Raw genomic sequence first — 14288 nt, 5'->3', positions numbered from 1 at the left:
CATGACCACCAACTACATCATCGGACTTGATGGTGGATCCCAAAGCTCGAAGGTAGTCATCTTCGACACGAACGGCCACATCGTATGCGAGGCAAGTGAGCCGTTGGCTCCCATGCATACCCCCGGGGAGGGTATCGCGGAACACCCTGACGACGACCTTTACGACTCCATCGTTGCCGCAGCCTCCCGGGCGATGAAAGCCTTTCCCGGAGACCCCAAGGACATCATCGGCGTTGGATTGTGCACCATCCGGTGCTGTCGGGCCCTTGTTCGCACGGACGGGACCCTCGCCGAGCCTGTCCAAAGCTGGATGGACCACCGTCTCTCCAAGGCGTATGAGCACAACAACGACGACGTCGCTTACGTCACCACCGCTTCGGGGTATCTCATGGGGCGGCTCACCGGTGAGCTCACGGACACCGCGGCCAACTACATCGGACCCTGGCCCATGGATGGCCGCACGTGGGACTGGTTTGACGATCGGGAAAAGTTCACGTCGTTCAACGTGGCCAGTGACATGTTGTACCGGTTACAGATGCCCGGCGACGTGGGTGGCTTTGTGAACGCCTCCTTCGCAGAGCGCACGGGGATCCCCCAGGGCATACCGGTGGTCCACACCGCCAACGACAAGGCTGCCGAAGCGTTGGGTTCCGGCCTCCGCGACGACGCAACGGGCCTTGTCTCGCTGGGCACCTACATTGCCGGGATGGTTGTTGGGAAGGAATTTGCGGCCGAACCGCGGACATACTTCTCGAACTTTGCCGCCGAGCCATACCGCTACATATACGAATGCGCCGGCATCCGGAGGGGCATGTGGACGGTCTCCTGGCTGCGTGACCTGTTCGGTACGGAGAACGCCCGTGCTGCTGCAGAGGCCGGAGCCAGCGCCGAGGAGCGCCTGAACCAGTTGGCCTCGGATATTCCGGCAGGAAGCGACGGTCTGCTGTGCGTTCTTGACTGGCTCGCGCCACCGAACAAGCCCTTCAAGAAAGGAATGTTCATCGGCTTCGACGAACGGCACGGTTACGCACACATGTACCGCGCCGTCCTGGAAGGCATCGCCTTCACAATGAAGCAAAACATGGCTGCCATGACCGCCGAAAGAGACATGAACCTCAGGACCCTTGTTGTCTCGGGTGGCGGCTCAAACAGCGATCTCATGATGCAGATCTTCGCCGACGTCTTCAATATTCCAGTGGTCCGGAATGTTGTCCGGAACGCCGCCGGTCTCGGTGCCGCCATCTGCGTTGCCGTCGCGTGCGGAATCTACCCTGACTTCGACGAAGCATGTGCCCACATGGTTCGGCGCGAGGACCGCTTCGAGCCCAACCCGCAGGACGCCGCACTGTACGGGCAGTTGTGCACCGTGGCGGCTGAAATACCGATGCACACGGACCCCATCCTGGAAAAAATCCACAAAATACTATCTGATAAATAAGGAGCTATTCCATGCTCAAGCTCGGCAAATCAAAGAAGATTTTTCAGCTTGTTTTGCTCATTCTCGCGGCGGGCTCAATCTACCCGCTGGTGTACCTTCGACAGAACTTTGAATCCACAATCTTAGCCGTCTTTCACCTCAGCAACTCAGAGTTGGCAGGCCTGTACTCCATGCTCGGGATCATCTTCGTAATCGGCTACATACCCAGCGGATGGTTGGCCGACAAGATCTCCGTGCGCTACCTCATTACATTTTCGCTGGTGCTCACGGCGGTGACGGGCCTCTTCTACGCGCAGGTACCGGACAAGTCCACCCTGGTCTACGTATACCTTGTCTGGGGATTTGCCACAGTCTTTACATTTTGGAGCGCAATTCTCAAAACTGTCAGCCTGCTGGCGGATAAGAATGAGGAAGGTACTTATTTTGGTGCGCTCGACGGCGGCCGGGGACTGGTGGAAGCAATTCTGGCCAGTTGCGCAGTCGGTCTCTTCGCGCTGTTTGCCGGGGACGGAACCTCCGACATCACCCAGACGCGGGCAGGCTTCCAGGCCGTGGTCTACATGTACTGTGCAGTGCTCATCGTTATCGCCGTCCTTGTCTTCTTCGTACTTTCCGATGCTCAGCAAAAGAGCGCAGGGTCCCACGGAGAACCGGTTGAGTCGACTTTCGCCGCGGTACGTCGAATCCTGAAAATCCGCGAGGTATGGGTGATGAGCCTGGTCCTCTTCTGTGGTTACACGCTGTTCTGGGGACACTACTACTTCTCCGGGTACCTCAACGTGAATCACGCCGTGAGCCCGGTCAATGCGGGCGTAGTGACGGTGATCGTCCTGTGGATGCGCCCGATCGGCGGGTTCGGAGGAGGCTTCCTCGCAGACAGGCTCGGCAAGAGCCGGGTCCTGGCGGTTTCAATGGTTGTCGCAGCCCTCGGGTTCATCAGCCTGAGCCTCCTGCCAAGCGGTTCGAATGGCCTGGCCTACGTGTTGGTGGTGGTTGTTGGCCTCTTCCTGTACGCAATCCGTGGGATCTACTGGTCACTGCTTGATGATTGCCGTGTCCCTGCCGCGGCGACCGGTGTGGCCATCGGAATCATTTCCTTCGTGGGTTACCTCCCCGACATCGTTATTCCGCAGATCAGTGGCGCTATCTACACCGCCTTCGGTGACGATGTGGCAGGGGCAAATAGTTTGTTCTTCCTTGTCACGGCCGGCATTGGGCTGGTGGGGGCTGCGGCCGCGGTTTACTTCGCAGTCCTGATGAGGAAACGCCGGAACGTCGAGACTGCCAGCGCCATGGAGCCATCGCCGAGCACGATCTAGCCTGCTTTTCGCTGGCCCTCCAGCCCACGACCAAGCCCGCCACCCCCTGGCCATTCCTGGGGGTGGCGGGCTTCGCCGGTTTCGTGACTAGGGTGGGGGCGCCCCTACTTCAGGCCCAGTTCCTTGGTGGGGGTCCGGAAGGATTCCTTGGCGGTCAGGGCGGACACAGCCGCAACGGCGCAGATGATGCCGGTGAAGATGGTGATCTGCACCCAGCCGCCGGGCTTGATGCCGCCCATCGCAGCCACGATGGCCGGTGCGAAGCCTGCCATCAGGAAGCCCAGCTGGGTTCCGATGGCCAGGCCGGAGAAGCGGACCTTCGTGCTGAACATTTCCGCGTAGAAAGATGGCCAGACCGCGTTGGCGGCTGCGTAGCCGCCGGAGAAGTAACCGATCGCGGCCAGGAACATCAGGGGGACGCTGTGGGACTCCAGGCTCAGCAGGAACACGGGCGTGAGGACGGCGCTGGCCAGGGCGCCGTAGATGAAGACGGGCTTGCGGCCGATCCTGTCCGCCAGCATCCCAAAGAACGGCTGGGTGCCCAGGGCCACGATGTTGGCAGCAACCACCAGCCACAGGGTAGTGGTGCCGTCCACGCCGGCCACGGTCTTGGCGTAGCTGATGGCCAGGGTGCCGAAAACGGTGGAGACCGCGGCGATGAATGCGCAGCAGATCACGCGGAGCACGTCGCGCCAGTGGCCCTTGAGCAGGTCCGCTACGGGCAGCTTGGCGATCTGGGCTGTCTTCCGGGCCTCTTCGAAGGCGGGCGGTTCGTGCAGGGTGCGGCGGATCAGGAACGCTACAACAACCACGGCGGCGCTGAGCCAGAACGGGATGCGCCAGCCGATGCCGAACTTGATCTCATCCGGCAGGGTCAGGACGGGGATGAATACCAGGGCTGCGAGGATCTGGCCGCCCTGGGTGCCGGTGAGGGTCCACGAGGTGAAGAATGAACGGCGGTTGTCCGGGGCGTGCTCCAGGGTCATGGAAGAAGCGCCGGCCTGCTCTCCCGCGGCGGAGAGGCCCTGGCAGAGGCGGGCCAGTACCAGCAGGGCCGGAGCCCACCAGCCAACCGTGCGGAAGTCCGGCAGGCAGCCGATGACGAAGGTGGATGCACCCATGAGCACCAAAGTGAACATCAGGACCTTCTGGCGGCCCACCCGGTCGCCGAAGTGGCCCAGGATGATGGCGCCGATGGGCCGGGCCACGTAGGCGAACCCGAAGGTGGCGAAGGACATGATGGCAGCGTTGGCATCCGCACTGGGGAAGAAGACGGTGGGAAAGATCAGCGCCGCTGCGGAGCCAAAGATAAAGAAGTCGTAGTACTCGACGGCGCTGCCGAGGAAGCTGGCGAGGGCAGCCTTCCTGGGCGTCCCGGCGGAGGTGAGGGCACCCGCCCCTGCGGACGGAAGTGTCTTGCTCATGGTGTTCCTTTGGTGTGACGACATTGTCGCGGATGGATCTGGGGGTCGCAGCCGCCGCTGCCTTGGTGCGGGCGGGGTGCGATGCGGCTGGAGTCCGGAAAAGACCCGGCATAAGTAGCCACATTGTGGGAGCTACTTGTGCGATATAGAAACTATGACTGTGAGGGCTGTCACCTGTCAAGAAAAATAATCATCATCTAGAAGCAGCTCTCACATTGTGGCAATATGGAGTTATGAGTGTGAACCAAACCACAGCGGCCAATGAAGAATCCGCTGTCGCCGCAACGGCCGCAGAACCCGTAAATGCCATGCCTCCGGCGGGGAAGGTCGGCGCGCGTCCTGCGGACCGCACGGACATGGTGGGCAAGGCCCTTGGCCTGCTCGTCCTGCTGGGTGACGAACCGCGTGGCGCTACCGCCGCGGACATATCGCGCCGGGCGGAGCTTCCGTTCAGCACCACCTACCGGCTGCTTGGCTCCCTGACCCGCGATGGCTTTGTCGACTATGAGCCGGACGGGCGCCGCTACCACCTGGGCCTGAGAATCTTCCAGTTGGGACAGCGTGTCTCCAACCACCATGGCTTTGCCGGGACGGCCATGCCCATCCTCCGCCGCGTCACTGAGCAAACCGGCGAAGCAACCATCCTCAGTGTCCGCGACGGCCTGCACCACCTGACCGTCAGCAAGGTGGATGGGCCGCAGACTTTCCGCGTGACCAGCGACCCCGGCCACCTCGGGTCGCTCTCCACTACGGCGGTGGGCAAGGCCCTGGTGGCGTTCGCGGAGGATGCGGAGCGTGAAAAGCTGCTGGCCGAGCTTCCGCTGGAGGCGCTCACCGGGAAATCCATCACGGACCGCGATGCCTTCAGGGCTGAAATCGAGAAGGTGCGCCGACAGGGCTACGCCGTCATGGACGAGGAAAACGAGGCCGGCATGCGCGCGGTGGCCGTACCGCTGCTCAATGACCAGGGGCATGCCTTCGCTTCGCTGGCAACTGCCGTGCCGGTGTTCCGGCTGGACCTCGAGGGGCTGACCGCCCACGTGCCCCTGCTGCAGGAAGCTGCCGCAGAACTGGCCGCCCGGCTGCCGCAACGGTAGGAGTCATCCGGGTCGCGGGCTCTTCCTGCCCAATTTGTTCGTATCTAGAACACTAGTGCGATAAGTGAACATTTGCTGTACTGTAATCCCTATCACCCGCTACGCAGCCAGTTATGCGTATCCGGTGCCGTACCAAAGGAGCTGCCCGCATGAGCAATCGAACTGAGTCCTACCTCGTGGGACTGGTTGGTGATGGCGTGATGCCCTCGCTCACGCCGCCCATGCACGAACGGGAAGGCGACGTGCAGGGCCTGCGCTACCTGTACCGGCCTATCGACCTTCTGGAGCTGGGACTGCCCGGTGAGTCTGTGGGCGCCATCCTGCAGAGCGCCCGCACCCTGGGCTTCAATGGCCTGAACATCACGCACCCCTGCAAGCAGCTGGTCCTTCAACACCTCGATGAGGTGAGCCCGGACGCCCGCCGGCTGGGCGCCGTCAACACCGTGGTCATCCGCGACGGCCGCTTCATCGGCCACAACACCGACTTCTCGGGCTTCGCTGCAGCGCTGGCTACCGGCCTGCCCGGAGCCAGGCTGGACCGCGTGGTGCAGCTTGGCGCCGGTGGCGCCGGCTCCGCCGTCGCCTATGCCCTGCTGACCGCCGGAGTCCGCACGCTGCACCTGGTGGATGTTGACCCCGCGCGGGCCGCAGCCCGGGCAGCCGAGCTGTCCGGCTTCTTCCCCGGCCGCACCATCAAGGCAGGCGCGACGGCGGAGCTGCCGCAGCTGATGCCCCTGGCCGACGGCCTGGTGCACTGCACCCCGGTGGGGATGGCAGCCCACCCCGGGGTCCCCCTGGACCTCGACCTGGTCGAATCCCGGCACTGGGTGGCGGATATTGTCTACCGGCCCATCGAGACCGAACTGGTGCGCGGCGCCCGCGCCAAAGGCTGCGACGTCCTGGACGGCGGTCGCATGGCCGTGGGCCAGGCCGCCGACGCGTTCCGCATCTTCACCGGCCTGGTCGCGGATCCTGACCGCATGCGCTCGCACTTCCTCGAACTCGTGGCCGCCGAGGAGGTGGCCGCCTGATGCGCACTGGAATCGCCACCGTCTGCCTCTCCGGCACGCTGAAGGAAAAGATGCACGCCTGCGCCATCGCGGGCTTCGACGGCATCGAGATCTTCGAGCAGGACTTGGTTACCTCGCCCCTCAGCCCCGAAGAGGTACGCATGATGGCCGCGGACCTGGGCCTGGGCCTGGACCTGTACCAGCCGTTCCGGGATTTCGACGGCGTCACCCCTGACCTGCTGAAAGCCAACCTCCGCCGCGCGGAAGCGAAATTCAAGCTCATGTCCCGCCTGGGCATGGACACTGTCCTGGTCTGCTCCAACGTTGCCACCGCCACGATTGACGACGACACCGTCCGCGCCGAACAGCTGGCGCAGCTCGCCAACCTCGCCGGCGACCACGGCATCAAAGTCGCCTACGAGGCACTGGCCTGGGGCAAGTACGTCAACGACTACGAGCACGCCCACCGCCTCGTGGAGATGGTGGACCACCCCAACCTCGGCACCTGCCTGGACTCCTTCCACATCCTGTCCCGCGACTGGGAGACCTCCCACATCGAGGCCTTCAACCCGGACAAGATCTTCTTCGTCCAGGTAGCCGACGCCCCCAAGCTCTCCATGGACGTCCTGTCCTGGAGCCGCCACTACCGGGTCTTCCCGGGTGAGGGGCAGTTCGAGCTGGCCAAGTTCATGGGCCACGTGGTCCGCGCCGGCTACACCGGGCCGGTCTCGCTGGAGGTCTTCAACGACGTCTTCCGGCAGTCCGACGTCGAACGCACCGCGGTGGACGCCATGCGCTCGCTCATCTGGCTGGAGGAACAGAGCGCCAAGTGGCTCGCGGGCACCTCCACGGACGCCGCGCAGGGCAGCGGCGGCGCGAACCGCCGTCGTTATCCCATGGAACTGGCCACGCTGCCCAAGGTGAACGAACCAGCCGGGTTCAACTTCGCCGAAGTGAAGGCGGACGATACCGCGCAGCTGGAGAAGCTCCTTGGCCAGCTCGGCTTCGCGTTCGAGGGCCGGCACCGCACCAAGGACGTCCAGCTGTGGACCATGGGCCAGGCCCGGGTGATCATCAATGAACAGGCGGCGCGGCACGCGGAACCCGCCATCGCGGCGCTGGGGTTCGACGTCGATTCCCCCGTGATTGCCTCCGCCCGGGCGCAGCAGCTCAAGGCCCCGGTGGTGGCCCGCAAGGTCCAGGCGGACGAGGAAGTGTTCCAGGGCATTTCCGCGCCGGACTCCACCGAGATCTTCCTCTGCCAGGGCAGCCCGGACGGAACGGCTGCCTGGACGCACGAATTTGGGGAAGGGCTGGAACACCCCTCCGCGGGGGCCAGTGCGGTCATTGACCACGTCAACCTCGCCCAGCCGTGGCAGCACTTCGACGAGGCCGTCCTCTTCTACACCAGCGCCCTGGCCCTGGAGCCGCAGCCGTTCGCCGAGGTGCCCAGCCCCAGCGGCCTGGTCCGTTCCCAGGTCATGCAGACCTCCCACGGTGCGGTTCGGCTCGTCCTGAACCTCGCCCCCATCCAGCAGGCGCGGAACGAGGCCCGCAAGACCTACCAGGAGCACATCGCCTTCGCCGTGGACGACCTCGTGGCAACGGCCCGCGCCGCGCGGGACCGGGGCCTGGAATTCCTGCAGATCCCGGCCAACTACTACGAGGACCTTGACGCCCGGTTTGATCTTGAGCCGGAATTCCTGGCCACCCTCCAGGAACTCAACCTGCTGTTCGACCGCGACGCCGACGGCGAATTCCTGCACTTCTATACGGCCACGGTGGGCAGTGTGTTCTTCGAGATGGTGGAGCGCCGCGGAAACTATGACGGCTACGGCGCCCCGAATGCTCCGGTGCGCCACGCCGTGCAGTACGACTCGCTGCACCGCAGCCCTCGCCCATAAAGCCACAGACGCAAGACAATCAACAGATCAGAAAGGAGCCAGCCGTGCCGGAAGACATCACTTCAGAGCTGGAGTCCGAGGAACTCGTGCCCCCGGCCGAACCGAAGGCTGCCCACCAGCTGGACAAGGCCATCGAATCCCAGGCGGACCTCAGCGCAGAGATCAGCGCCATCGGCGAGGCTTACCAGCGCGCGCTCAAGGACGGCGCCCAGGCCGAGATCCAGCCCCGCCTGGACTACCCGCCGTACCGCAGCAGCATCCTGCGCCACCCCACCAAGAGCCTGCAGCACGCCGACCCCGAGACCATCGAGCTGTACTCGCCGGCGTTCGGGCACCAGGACGTGCACGCGCTGGAATCGGACCTGACCATCCAGCACAACGGCGAACCGCTCGGTGAGCGCATCATCGTCTCCGGCAAGGTCCTGGACGGCGACGGCCGCCCGGTAGCCGGGCAGCTGGTGGAGATCTGGCAGGCCAACTCTTCCGGCCGCTACATCCACAAGCGCGACCAGCACCCTGCCCCGATCGACCCCAACTTCACGGGTATCGGCCGCTGCATCACCGGCCCGGACGGCTCGTACCGGTTTACCACCATCAAGCCCGGCGCCTACCCGTGGAAGAACCACCTGAACGCGTGGCGCCCGGCGCACATCCACTTTTCGCTGTTCGGCACCGAATTCACGCAGCGCATCATCACCCAGATGTACTTCCCCGGAGACCAGCTCTTCCCGCTGGACCCCATCTACCAGACCATCGTGGACCAGGACGCCCGCGACCGGCTGGTGGCCACCTACGACCACAGCCTCACCGAACCCGAGTGGGCACTCGGCTACAACTGGGACATCGTCCTGACCGGTCCCAAGCGGACCTGGACCGAAAATGAAGCATACGGCGACGCCGGGGATGAGGAGTAGAGATGAGCACCAAACTGGTACCCACCCCCGGCCAGACCGTGGGCCCGTTCTACGGCTACGCCCTCCCGTTCGAGAAGGACAACGAACTCCTGGCCCCGGGCTCACCCGGTTCCATCCGCCTGCAGGGCACCGTGTATGACGGCGCCGGGCACACCATTCCGGACGCCATCCTGGAAATCTGGCAGCCCGACGCGGAGGGCAACATCGTCCAGCGCACCGGGTCCCTGGTCCGTGACGGCTACACCTTCACCGGCTGGGGCCGCGGCGCCGTGGGCAACACCGGCGTGTTCACCTTCACCACCGTCAACCCCGGCCCCACCAAGCCGGGTGCCGCACCCTTCATCTCCGTGGCGCTCTTCGCCCGGGGCCTCACCAACCGCCTGTTCACCCGCATCTACCTCCCCGAGGACACCGAGGCCCTGGCCAACGATCCCCTGCTCAGCGCGCTCGACCCCGAGCGCCGCAAGACGCTGATCGCCCGCCGCGATCCCGACGGCGGCCTCACCTGGGACATCCGTCTCCAGGGCGGGGACGAGACGGTCTTCCTGGACTTCCAGTGACTCACGCCGCCGCCACGGGAGATCTGCGCGCCTTCGCGGAAGAGGCCGACGCCGGCCTGCTCAGTCCCGTCTCAGCGTCACCGTTGGTGGCGGCACTGACGGGGGACCGGGCAGTGATGGCGGCGATCCTCGCCGTCGAATCGGGCTGGGCCGCCGTGCTGCAACGGGCGGGCCTGGCACCTGCCGGTGCCGCCGCCGTCGTGGCCTCCGCCGCTGAGGCGGGGCGCTACGACCTGGCCGATATCGCGGTGCGTGCCCAGGGCGGCGGCAACCCGGTAATCCCGCTGCTGGCGGACCTCCGGAAGAAGGTTGCGGCGCTGGACACCGCCGGAGTTGGTGCGGCGCGGGCGGTCCACACCTCGCTGACCAGCCAGGACGTCCTGGACACCGCCCTGATGCTGCTGGCCCGCAACACCGTCCACGCGGTCCTGGCGGACCTGAAAGGCACCACGGCGGCGCTCGCGCACCTGGCCGGGCAGCATGGGGACACCCTGTGCGTGGGCAGGAGCCTGACGCAGCATTCGCTTCCTTACACCTTCGGGCTTCGGGCGGCGCAGTGGTTCCAGGGCGTGGCCGCCGCGGGCCGCCAGCTGGAGGCACTGCAGTTCCCGGTCCAGTTCGGCGGTGCGGCCGGAACTCTCGCGGCCGGAACCGTGCTGACAGAGGGCTCGCATGCGACGCCGTTCAGCCTTGCCGACAACCTGGCAGCCCAGCTTGGCCTGGCCCCGGCCCCGGCTCCCTGGCACACCAACCGCCTTGCCATTACGTCCCTCGGGCACGCTCTCGCCTCTGTACTGGACGCCTTCGGCAAGATCGCCGCGGATGTCCTGTTCCTGAGCCGTCCGGAAGTGGCCGAGCTCGCCGAGCCGCGCGCCGCCGGCCGCGGGGTGTCCTCCGCCATGCCGCAGAAACAGAACCCCGTACTGTCCGTCCTGGTCCGCAGTGCCGCCCTGCAGGCGCCACAGCTGGCAGCCCAGCTGCACGTGGCGGCCGCCAACTTCAACGACGAACGCCCGGACGGGGCCTGGCATACCGAGTGGCCGGCACTGCGGCAGCTGCTGGCCCTCACCCTCGGTGCGGCCGGGCACATCCGGGAACTCGCCGAAGGGCTGGGCGTGTTCCCGGCCGCCATGCGCCGCAACCTGGAGCTTGCCGGACCGCTGCTGCTGGCCGAAGGCGTTAGCACCGCAGTGGCCCCACTGCTGACGGAGCAGGACGGCCGCAGCGGCAAGCAGCAGCTGCAGCACGTGGTGGACCAAACGCTGCAGGTGCCCCCCGCAGAGCAGGCCGCCACGTACCGCAAGCTGGTCCGTGACGCAGTTCCCGCCGTCGTCGTCCCTGATGCACGGCTGGAAGAGCTCCTGGACCCCGCCAGCTACCTTGGCCAGTCGGCGGAGATTACCCGCCGCATCCTGGCAGCCTTCCCTGACTTTGTTTCCCCCGACGCGAATGGAGCTTCCCATGGCTAAACCGGCCCTGAAAGCAGCGCTGCTGTCCCCCCAGCGACCCCTGGGCGACCACCCCCTGGTCGTGGCCGGTCCGTCCCTGGGCACCTCGTCGATCCTGTGGAACAGGGTGGCATCCCTGCTCGGTCATGACTACGACGTGGTGGCGTGGGACCTGCCAGGCCACGGGGTTTCTCCGGTCGCCACCGACGCGTTCGACGTCGCCGCGCTGGCTGACGCTCTGGTGGACCTGGTTGATTCGATCGCCCCCGGTGAGAATTTCCACTACGCCGGTGTTTCCCTGGGGGGTGCCGTGGGGCTCCACCTGGGCATCAGGCACGGGGAGCGTCTCAAGAGCCTGTCCGTGCAGAACAGCGGCGCCAAGATCGGTACCCCCGAGGGCTGGCTGGAGCGCGCCGAAACCGTCCGCACCCAGGGCACGCCGGTAATGATCCAGGGCTCCGCGCAGCGCTGGTTCGCCCCGGGCTTCATGGACCGGGAACCCGAATTCAGCAGCCGGCTCCTGCATTCCCTCCGGGACGCGGACCGTTTCAGCTACGCCTTCTGCTGCGAAGCGCTGGCCGCCTTTGACGTCCGCAATGAGCTCGGCGGCATCACCGTCCCCACCCAGGTCATCGCCGGTGCACTGGACGGTGTGGCTACCCCGGCCATGGCGGAGGAAGTGGCTGCGGGCATCACCGCCGGGGGCGGCACCGCCACGGCTGTCACCATCGAGGGGATCGCCCACCTGGCTCCCGCCGAGGCCCCGGCGCATCTCGCCGATCTCATGCGCAGCCTGATCAGCTGGGTCGAATCGCGGGCGGCAGCCAAATGAGCGGCGCGGAACGGCAGTCTGCTGACCGTCGCGGCGTAGTCCAACCCGGCGCCACCAGCCAGGAAATTTACGACGGCGGCATGGTGGTCCGGCGTGAAGTCCTGGGTGATGCACACGTGGACCGTGCCAACGCCAACAAGGACGAGTTCACCGACGACTTCCAGGACATGATCACCCGCATCGCCTGGGGCGGCATCTGGACCCGTCCCGGCCTGACCCGGCAGATGCGCTCCGCGGTCACCATTACCGCCATGGTGGCGCACGGCCACTGGGAGGAGTTGGCCATGCACATCCGTGCTGCCATCACCAACGGCCTCAGCAGGGACGAGATCAAGGAAATCCTGCTGCAGACCGCCATCTACTGCGGAGTTCCCTCCGCCAACACCGCCTTCAAGACCGCCCAGCAGGCCTTCAAAGAAATGGATGAACCTTCATGAACCAGGCTTTTGTGTACGACGCCGTGCGCACCCCGTTCGGTAAGTTCGGCTCCGGGCTTGCCGCTGTGCGTCCGGATGACCTTGCCGCGCACGTGATCAAGGAGTCGGTGCGGCGCGCTCCGGGTCTTGATGTTGAGCGGATTGATGAGGTGGTGTTCGGCAACGCGAACGGCGCCGGCGAGGAAAACCGCAACATCGCCCGGATGGGCACCCTGCTGGCCGGGCTGCCGGTGTCGATCCCGGGCACGACCGTAAACCGGCTCTGTGGGTCCTCGCTGGATGCGGCGATCATCGCGTCCCGCCAGATCAATGCCGGCGACGCCGACCTGCTGCTCGTCGGTGGTGCGGAATCGATGTCCCGTGCCCCGTGGGTGCTGCCGAAGACGGAGAAGCCGTACCCGGCCGGCGACATGACCCTGGCGTCCACCACGCTGGGCTGGCGCCTGGTGAACAAGGCGATGCCCAAGGAGTGGACCATCTCCCTGGGCGAGGCCACCGAGCGGCTCCGCGAGAAGTACGGGGTCACCCGGGAGGCGCAGGACGAGTTCGCCGCGGCCTCGCACAACCTGTCCGCCGCCGCCTGGGACGAGGGGTTCTATGACAACCTGGTGGCTCCGGTGCCGGGAACGGACCTGGTGCGGGACGAAGGGGTGCGCCCCGGCTCGTCCGCGGAGAAGCTTGCGGGGCTCAAGACGGTGTTCCGGACCGAGAACGGCACGGTTACCGCCGGCAATGCGTCGCCGTTGTCCGACGGCGCCTCCGCGGCGTGGATCGGGTCTGAGGCGGCCGCCGGGCTGCTGGGGTTGGATCCGCTGGCCCGCATCGCCGGGCGCGGCGCGCACGCCAATGATCCGCAGTACTTCGGCTACGCCCCCGTCGAGGCGGCGAACAAGGCCCTCGCGAAGGCGGGCATCAGCTGGGACCAAGTGGGCGCCGTCGAACTTAACGAAGCGTTCGCCGCGCAGTCCCTGGCCTGCATCAACGCCTGGGGCATCGACCACAACATTGTGAACCGGCACGGCGGCGCCATCGCGATGGGCCACCCGCTAGGTGCTTCCGGGACCCGGATCCTGGGCACCCTGGCCCGGTCCCTGCAGGCCTCCGGTGAACGCTGGGGCGTGGCCGCCATCTGCATCGGCGTGGGCCAGGGCCTGGCCGTGGTGCTTGAAAACGTGACTGCTTCAAACGGAAAGGCATAAGCCATGCTCAACTTTGTTGATTCGGTCCAGGATGCCGTGGCCGGCATCAAGGACGGCTCCACCGTGATGATCGGCGGGTTCGGCAACGCCGGCCAGCCCTTCGAACTGATCGACGCGCTGCTGGACTGCGGCGCCACCGACCTGACCGTGGTGAACAACAACGCCGGGCAGGGTGACCAGGGCCTGGCGCTGCTCATCAAGGAAGGCCGGGTGAAGAAGATGATCTGTTCCTTCCCGCGGCAGTCCGATTCCTGGCACTTCGACGCCAAGTACAAGGCCGGCCAGATCGAGCTCGAACTGGTGCCGCAGGGAAACCTGGCCGAACGGATCCGCGCCGCCGGTGCCGGGATCGGCGGGTTCTTCACCCCCACCGGCTACGGCACCATGCTGGCCGAGGGCAAGGAAACCCGGTTCCTGGACGGCAAATGGCAGGTCTTCGAGACCCCCATCCACGCCGACGTCGCACTGATCAAGGCACTCAAGGCGGACGGGAAAGGCAACCTCGTCTACCGCAAGACCGCCCGCAACTTCGGCCCCATCATGGCCGCCGCCGCGAAACACACCATTGTGCAGGTGTCCGAGATCGTCCCCACCGGCGGCCTGGACCCGGAGAACATCGTGACCCCCGGCATCTTCGTCAACAGCATCGTCAAGGTTGCCGGCAGCGGCCTGGGCACCTCCACCACGGCAGGAAAGGCGGCCTGAA

At 65.8% G+C, this 14288-nt stretch carries 13 protein-coding genes; 12 read left to right on the top strand and 1 reads right to left on the bottom strand.

Translation table 11 applies throughout. The features are described from left to right. Position 1: 1 nt before the first annotated feature. Together AB0313_RS10450 and AB0313_RS10445 are read left to right on the top strand one after the other, a co-directional pair. Positions 2-1438: an FGGY-family carbohydrate kinase gene (locus tag AB0313_RS10450; RefSeq protein ID WP_366305406.1), complete on the top strand. Its 1437-nt coding sequence runs from the start codon at positions 2-4 to the stop codon at positions 1436-1438. A gap of 11 nt (positions 1439-1449) precedes the next feature. Beyond that, complete coding sequence (locus AB0313_RS10445; protein ID WP_366305404.1) at positions 1450-2757, top strand: MFS transporter; 1308 nt, start codon at positions 1450-1452, stop codon at positions 2755-2757. 104 nt (positions 2758-2861) lie between these two features. Here AB0313_RS10445 and AB0313_RS10440 read toward each other — a convergent pair whose 3' ends face one another. After that, complete coding sequence (locus tag AB0313_RS10440) at positions 2862-4181, bottom strand: MFS transporter (protein ID WP_366305402.1); 1320 nt, start codon at positions 4179-4181, stop codon at positions 2862-2864. A 308-nt stretch (positions 4182-4489) separates the two neighbouring features. On the opposite strand from AB0313_RS10440, the gene AB0313_RS10435 reads away from it, so the two are divergent. The 10 genes from AB0313_RS10435 to AB0313_RS10390 all read left to right on the top strand — a co-directional run bounded on the left by AB0313_RS10435 (position 4490) and on the right by AB0313_RS10390 (position 14287). After that, on the top strand, positions 4490-5278 hold the full coding sequence (locus AB0313_RS10435; RefSeq protein ID WP_366305514.1) for an IclR family transcriptional regulator: 789 nt from the start codon (positions 4490-4492) through the stop codon (positions 5276-5278). Positions 5279-5427: 149 nt separating this feature from the next. After that, on the top strand, positions 5428-6309 hold the full coding sequence (locus AB0313_RS10430) for a shikimate dehydrogenase (RefSeq protein ID WP_366305400.1): 882 nt from the start codon (positions 5428-5430) through the stop codon (positions 6307-6309). Then, on the top strand, positions 6309-8192 hold the full coding sequence (locus AB0313_RS10425) for a TIM barrel protein (protein ID WP_366305398.1): 1884 nt from the start codon (positions 6309-6311) through the stop codon (positions 8190-8192). The genes AB0313_RS10430 and AB0313_RS10425 overlap by 1 nt, the downstream gene beginning before the upstream one ends. A 44-nt stretch (positions 8193-8236) precedes the next feature. Beyond that, positions 8237-9106: a protocatechuate 3,4-dioxygenase subunit beta gene (gene pcaH / locus AB0313_RS10420; protein ID WP_141944927.1), complete on the top strand. Its 870-nt coding sequence runs from the start codon at positions 8237-8239 to the stop codon at positions 9104-9106. Positions 9107-9108: 2 nt separating this feature from the next. Continuing rightward, positions 9109-9666, top strand: coding sequence for a protocatechuate 3,4-dioxygenase subunit alpha (pcaG, locus tag AB0313_RS10415; RefSeq protein WP_141944929.1), 558 nt, complete (start codon positions 9109-9111; stop codon positions 9664-9666). Beyond that, positions 9663-11135, top strand: coding sequence for a lyase family protein (locus AB0313_RS10410; protein ID WP_366305395.1), 1473 nt, complete (start codon positions 9663-9665; stop codon positions 11133-11135). Before pcaG ends, AB0313_RS10410 begins: the two co-directional genes overlap by 4 nt. Next, positions 11128-11946, top strand: a complete 819-nt coding sequence (locus tag AB0313_RS10405) for an alpha/beta fold hydrolase (RefSeq protein ID WP_366305393.1) — start codon at positions 11128-11130, stop codon at positions 11944-11946. Before AB0313_RS10410 ends, AB0313_RS10405 begins: the two co-directional genes overlap by 8 nt. Next, positions 11943-12383 carry a 4-carboxymuconolactone decarboxylase gene (gene pcaC, locus AB0313_RS10400; RefSeq protein WP_366305391.1) on the top strand — a complete coding sequence of 147 codons (441 nt, stop codon included), beginning with the start codon at positions 11943-11945 and terminating at the stop codon, positions 12381-12383. The genes AB0313_RS10405 and pcaC overlap by 4 nt, the downstream gene beginning before the upstream one ends. Then, positions 12380-13582: a thiolase family protein gene (locus AB0313_RS10395; RefSeq protein ID WP_366305389.1), complete on the top strand. Its 1203-nt coding sequence runs from the start codon at positions 12380-12382 to the stop codon at positions 13580-13582. The genes pcaC and AB0313_RS10395 overlap by 4 nt, the downstream gene beginning before the upstream one ends. A 3-nt stretch (positions 13583-13585) precedes the next feature. After that, the gene (locus AB0313_RS10390; protein WP_366305387.1) at positions 13586-14287 is read left to right on the top strand and encodes a 3-oxoacid CoA-transferase subunit A; all 702 of its coding nucleotides are present in this window, start codon (positions 13586-13588) and stop codon (positions 14285-14287) included. Position 14288 lies beyond the last annotated feature (1 nt).

It is taken from the genome of Pseudarthrobacter sp. NPDC080039 (assembly GCF_040702335.1).
Lineage (GTDB): Bacteria > Actinomycetota > Actinomycetes > Actinomycetales > Micrococcaceae > Arthrobacter > Arthrobacter enclensis_A.
Note: the sequence above shows the minus strand (reverse complement) of the source record. Positions and strands in the feature narration are given on the sequence as shown.

Coding starts and splice junctions, on each gene's coding strand:
- pcaG (WP_141944929.1), top strand. CDS start 9,109: ATGAGCACCAAACTGGTACCCACCCCCGGCCAGACCGTGGGCCCGTTC.
- AB0313_RS10390 (WP_366305387.1), top strand. CDS start 13,586: ATGCTCAACTTTGTTGATTCGGTCCAGGATGCCGTGGCCGGCATCAAG.
- pcaC (WP_366305391.1), top strand. CDS start 11,943: ATGAGCGGCGCGGAACGGCAGTCTGCTGACCGTCGCGGCGTAGTCCAA.
- AB0313_RS10430 (WP_366305400.1), top strand. CDS start 5,428: ATGAGCAATCGAACTGAGTCCTACCTCGTGGGACTGGTTGGTGATGGC.
- AB0313_RS10450 (WP_366305406.1), top strand. CDS start 2: ATGACCACCAACTACATCATCGGACTTGATGGTGGATCCCAAAGCTCG.
- AB0313_RS10445 (WP_366305404.1), top strand. CDS start 1,450: ATGCTCAAGCTCGGCAAATCAAAGAAGATTTTTCAGCTTGTTTTGCTC.
- AB0313_RS10395 (WP_366305389.1), top strand. CDS start 12,380: ATGAACCAGGCTTTTGTGTACGACGCCGTGCGCACCCCGTTCGGTAAG.
- AB0313_RS10440 (WP_366305402.1), bottom strand. CDS start 4,181: ATGAGCAAGACACTTCCGTCCGCAGGGGCGGGTGCCCTCACCTCCGCC.
- AB0313_RS10435 (WP_366305514.1), top strand. CDS start 4,490: ATGCCTCCGGCGGGGAAGGTCGGCGCGCGTCCTGCGGACCGCACGGAC.
- AB0313_RS10425 (WP_366305398.1), top strand. CDS start 6,309: ATGCGCACTGGAATCGCCACCGTCTGCCTCTCCGGCACGCTGAAGGAA.
- AB0313_RS10405 (WP_366305393.1), top strand. CDS start 11,128: ATGGCTAAACCGGCCCTGAAAGCAGCGCTGCTGTCCCCCCAGCGACCC.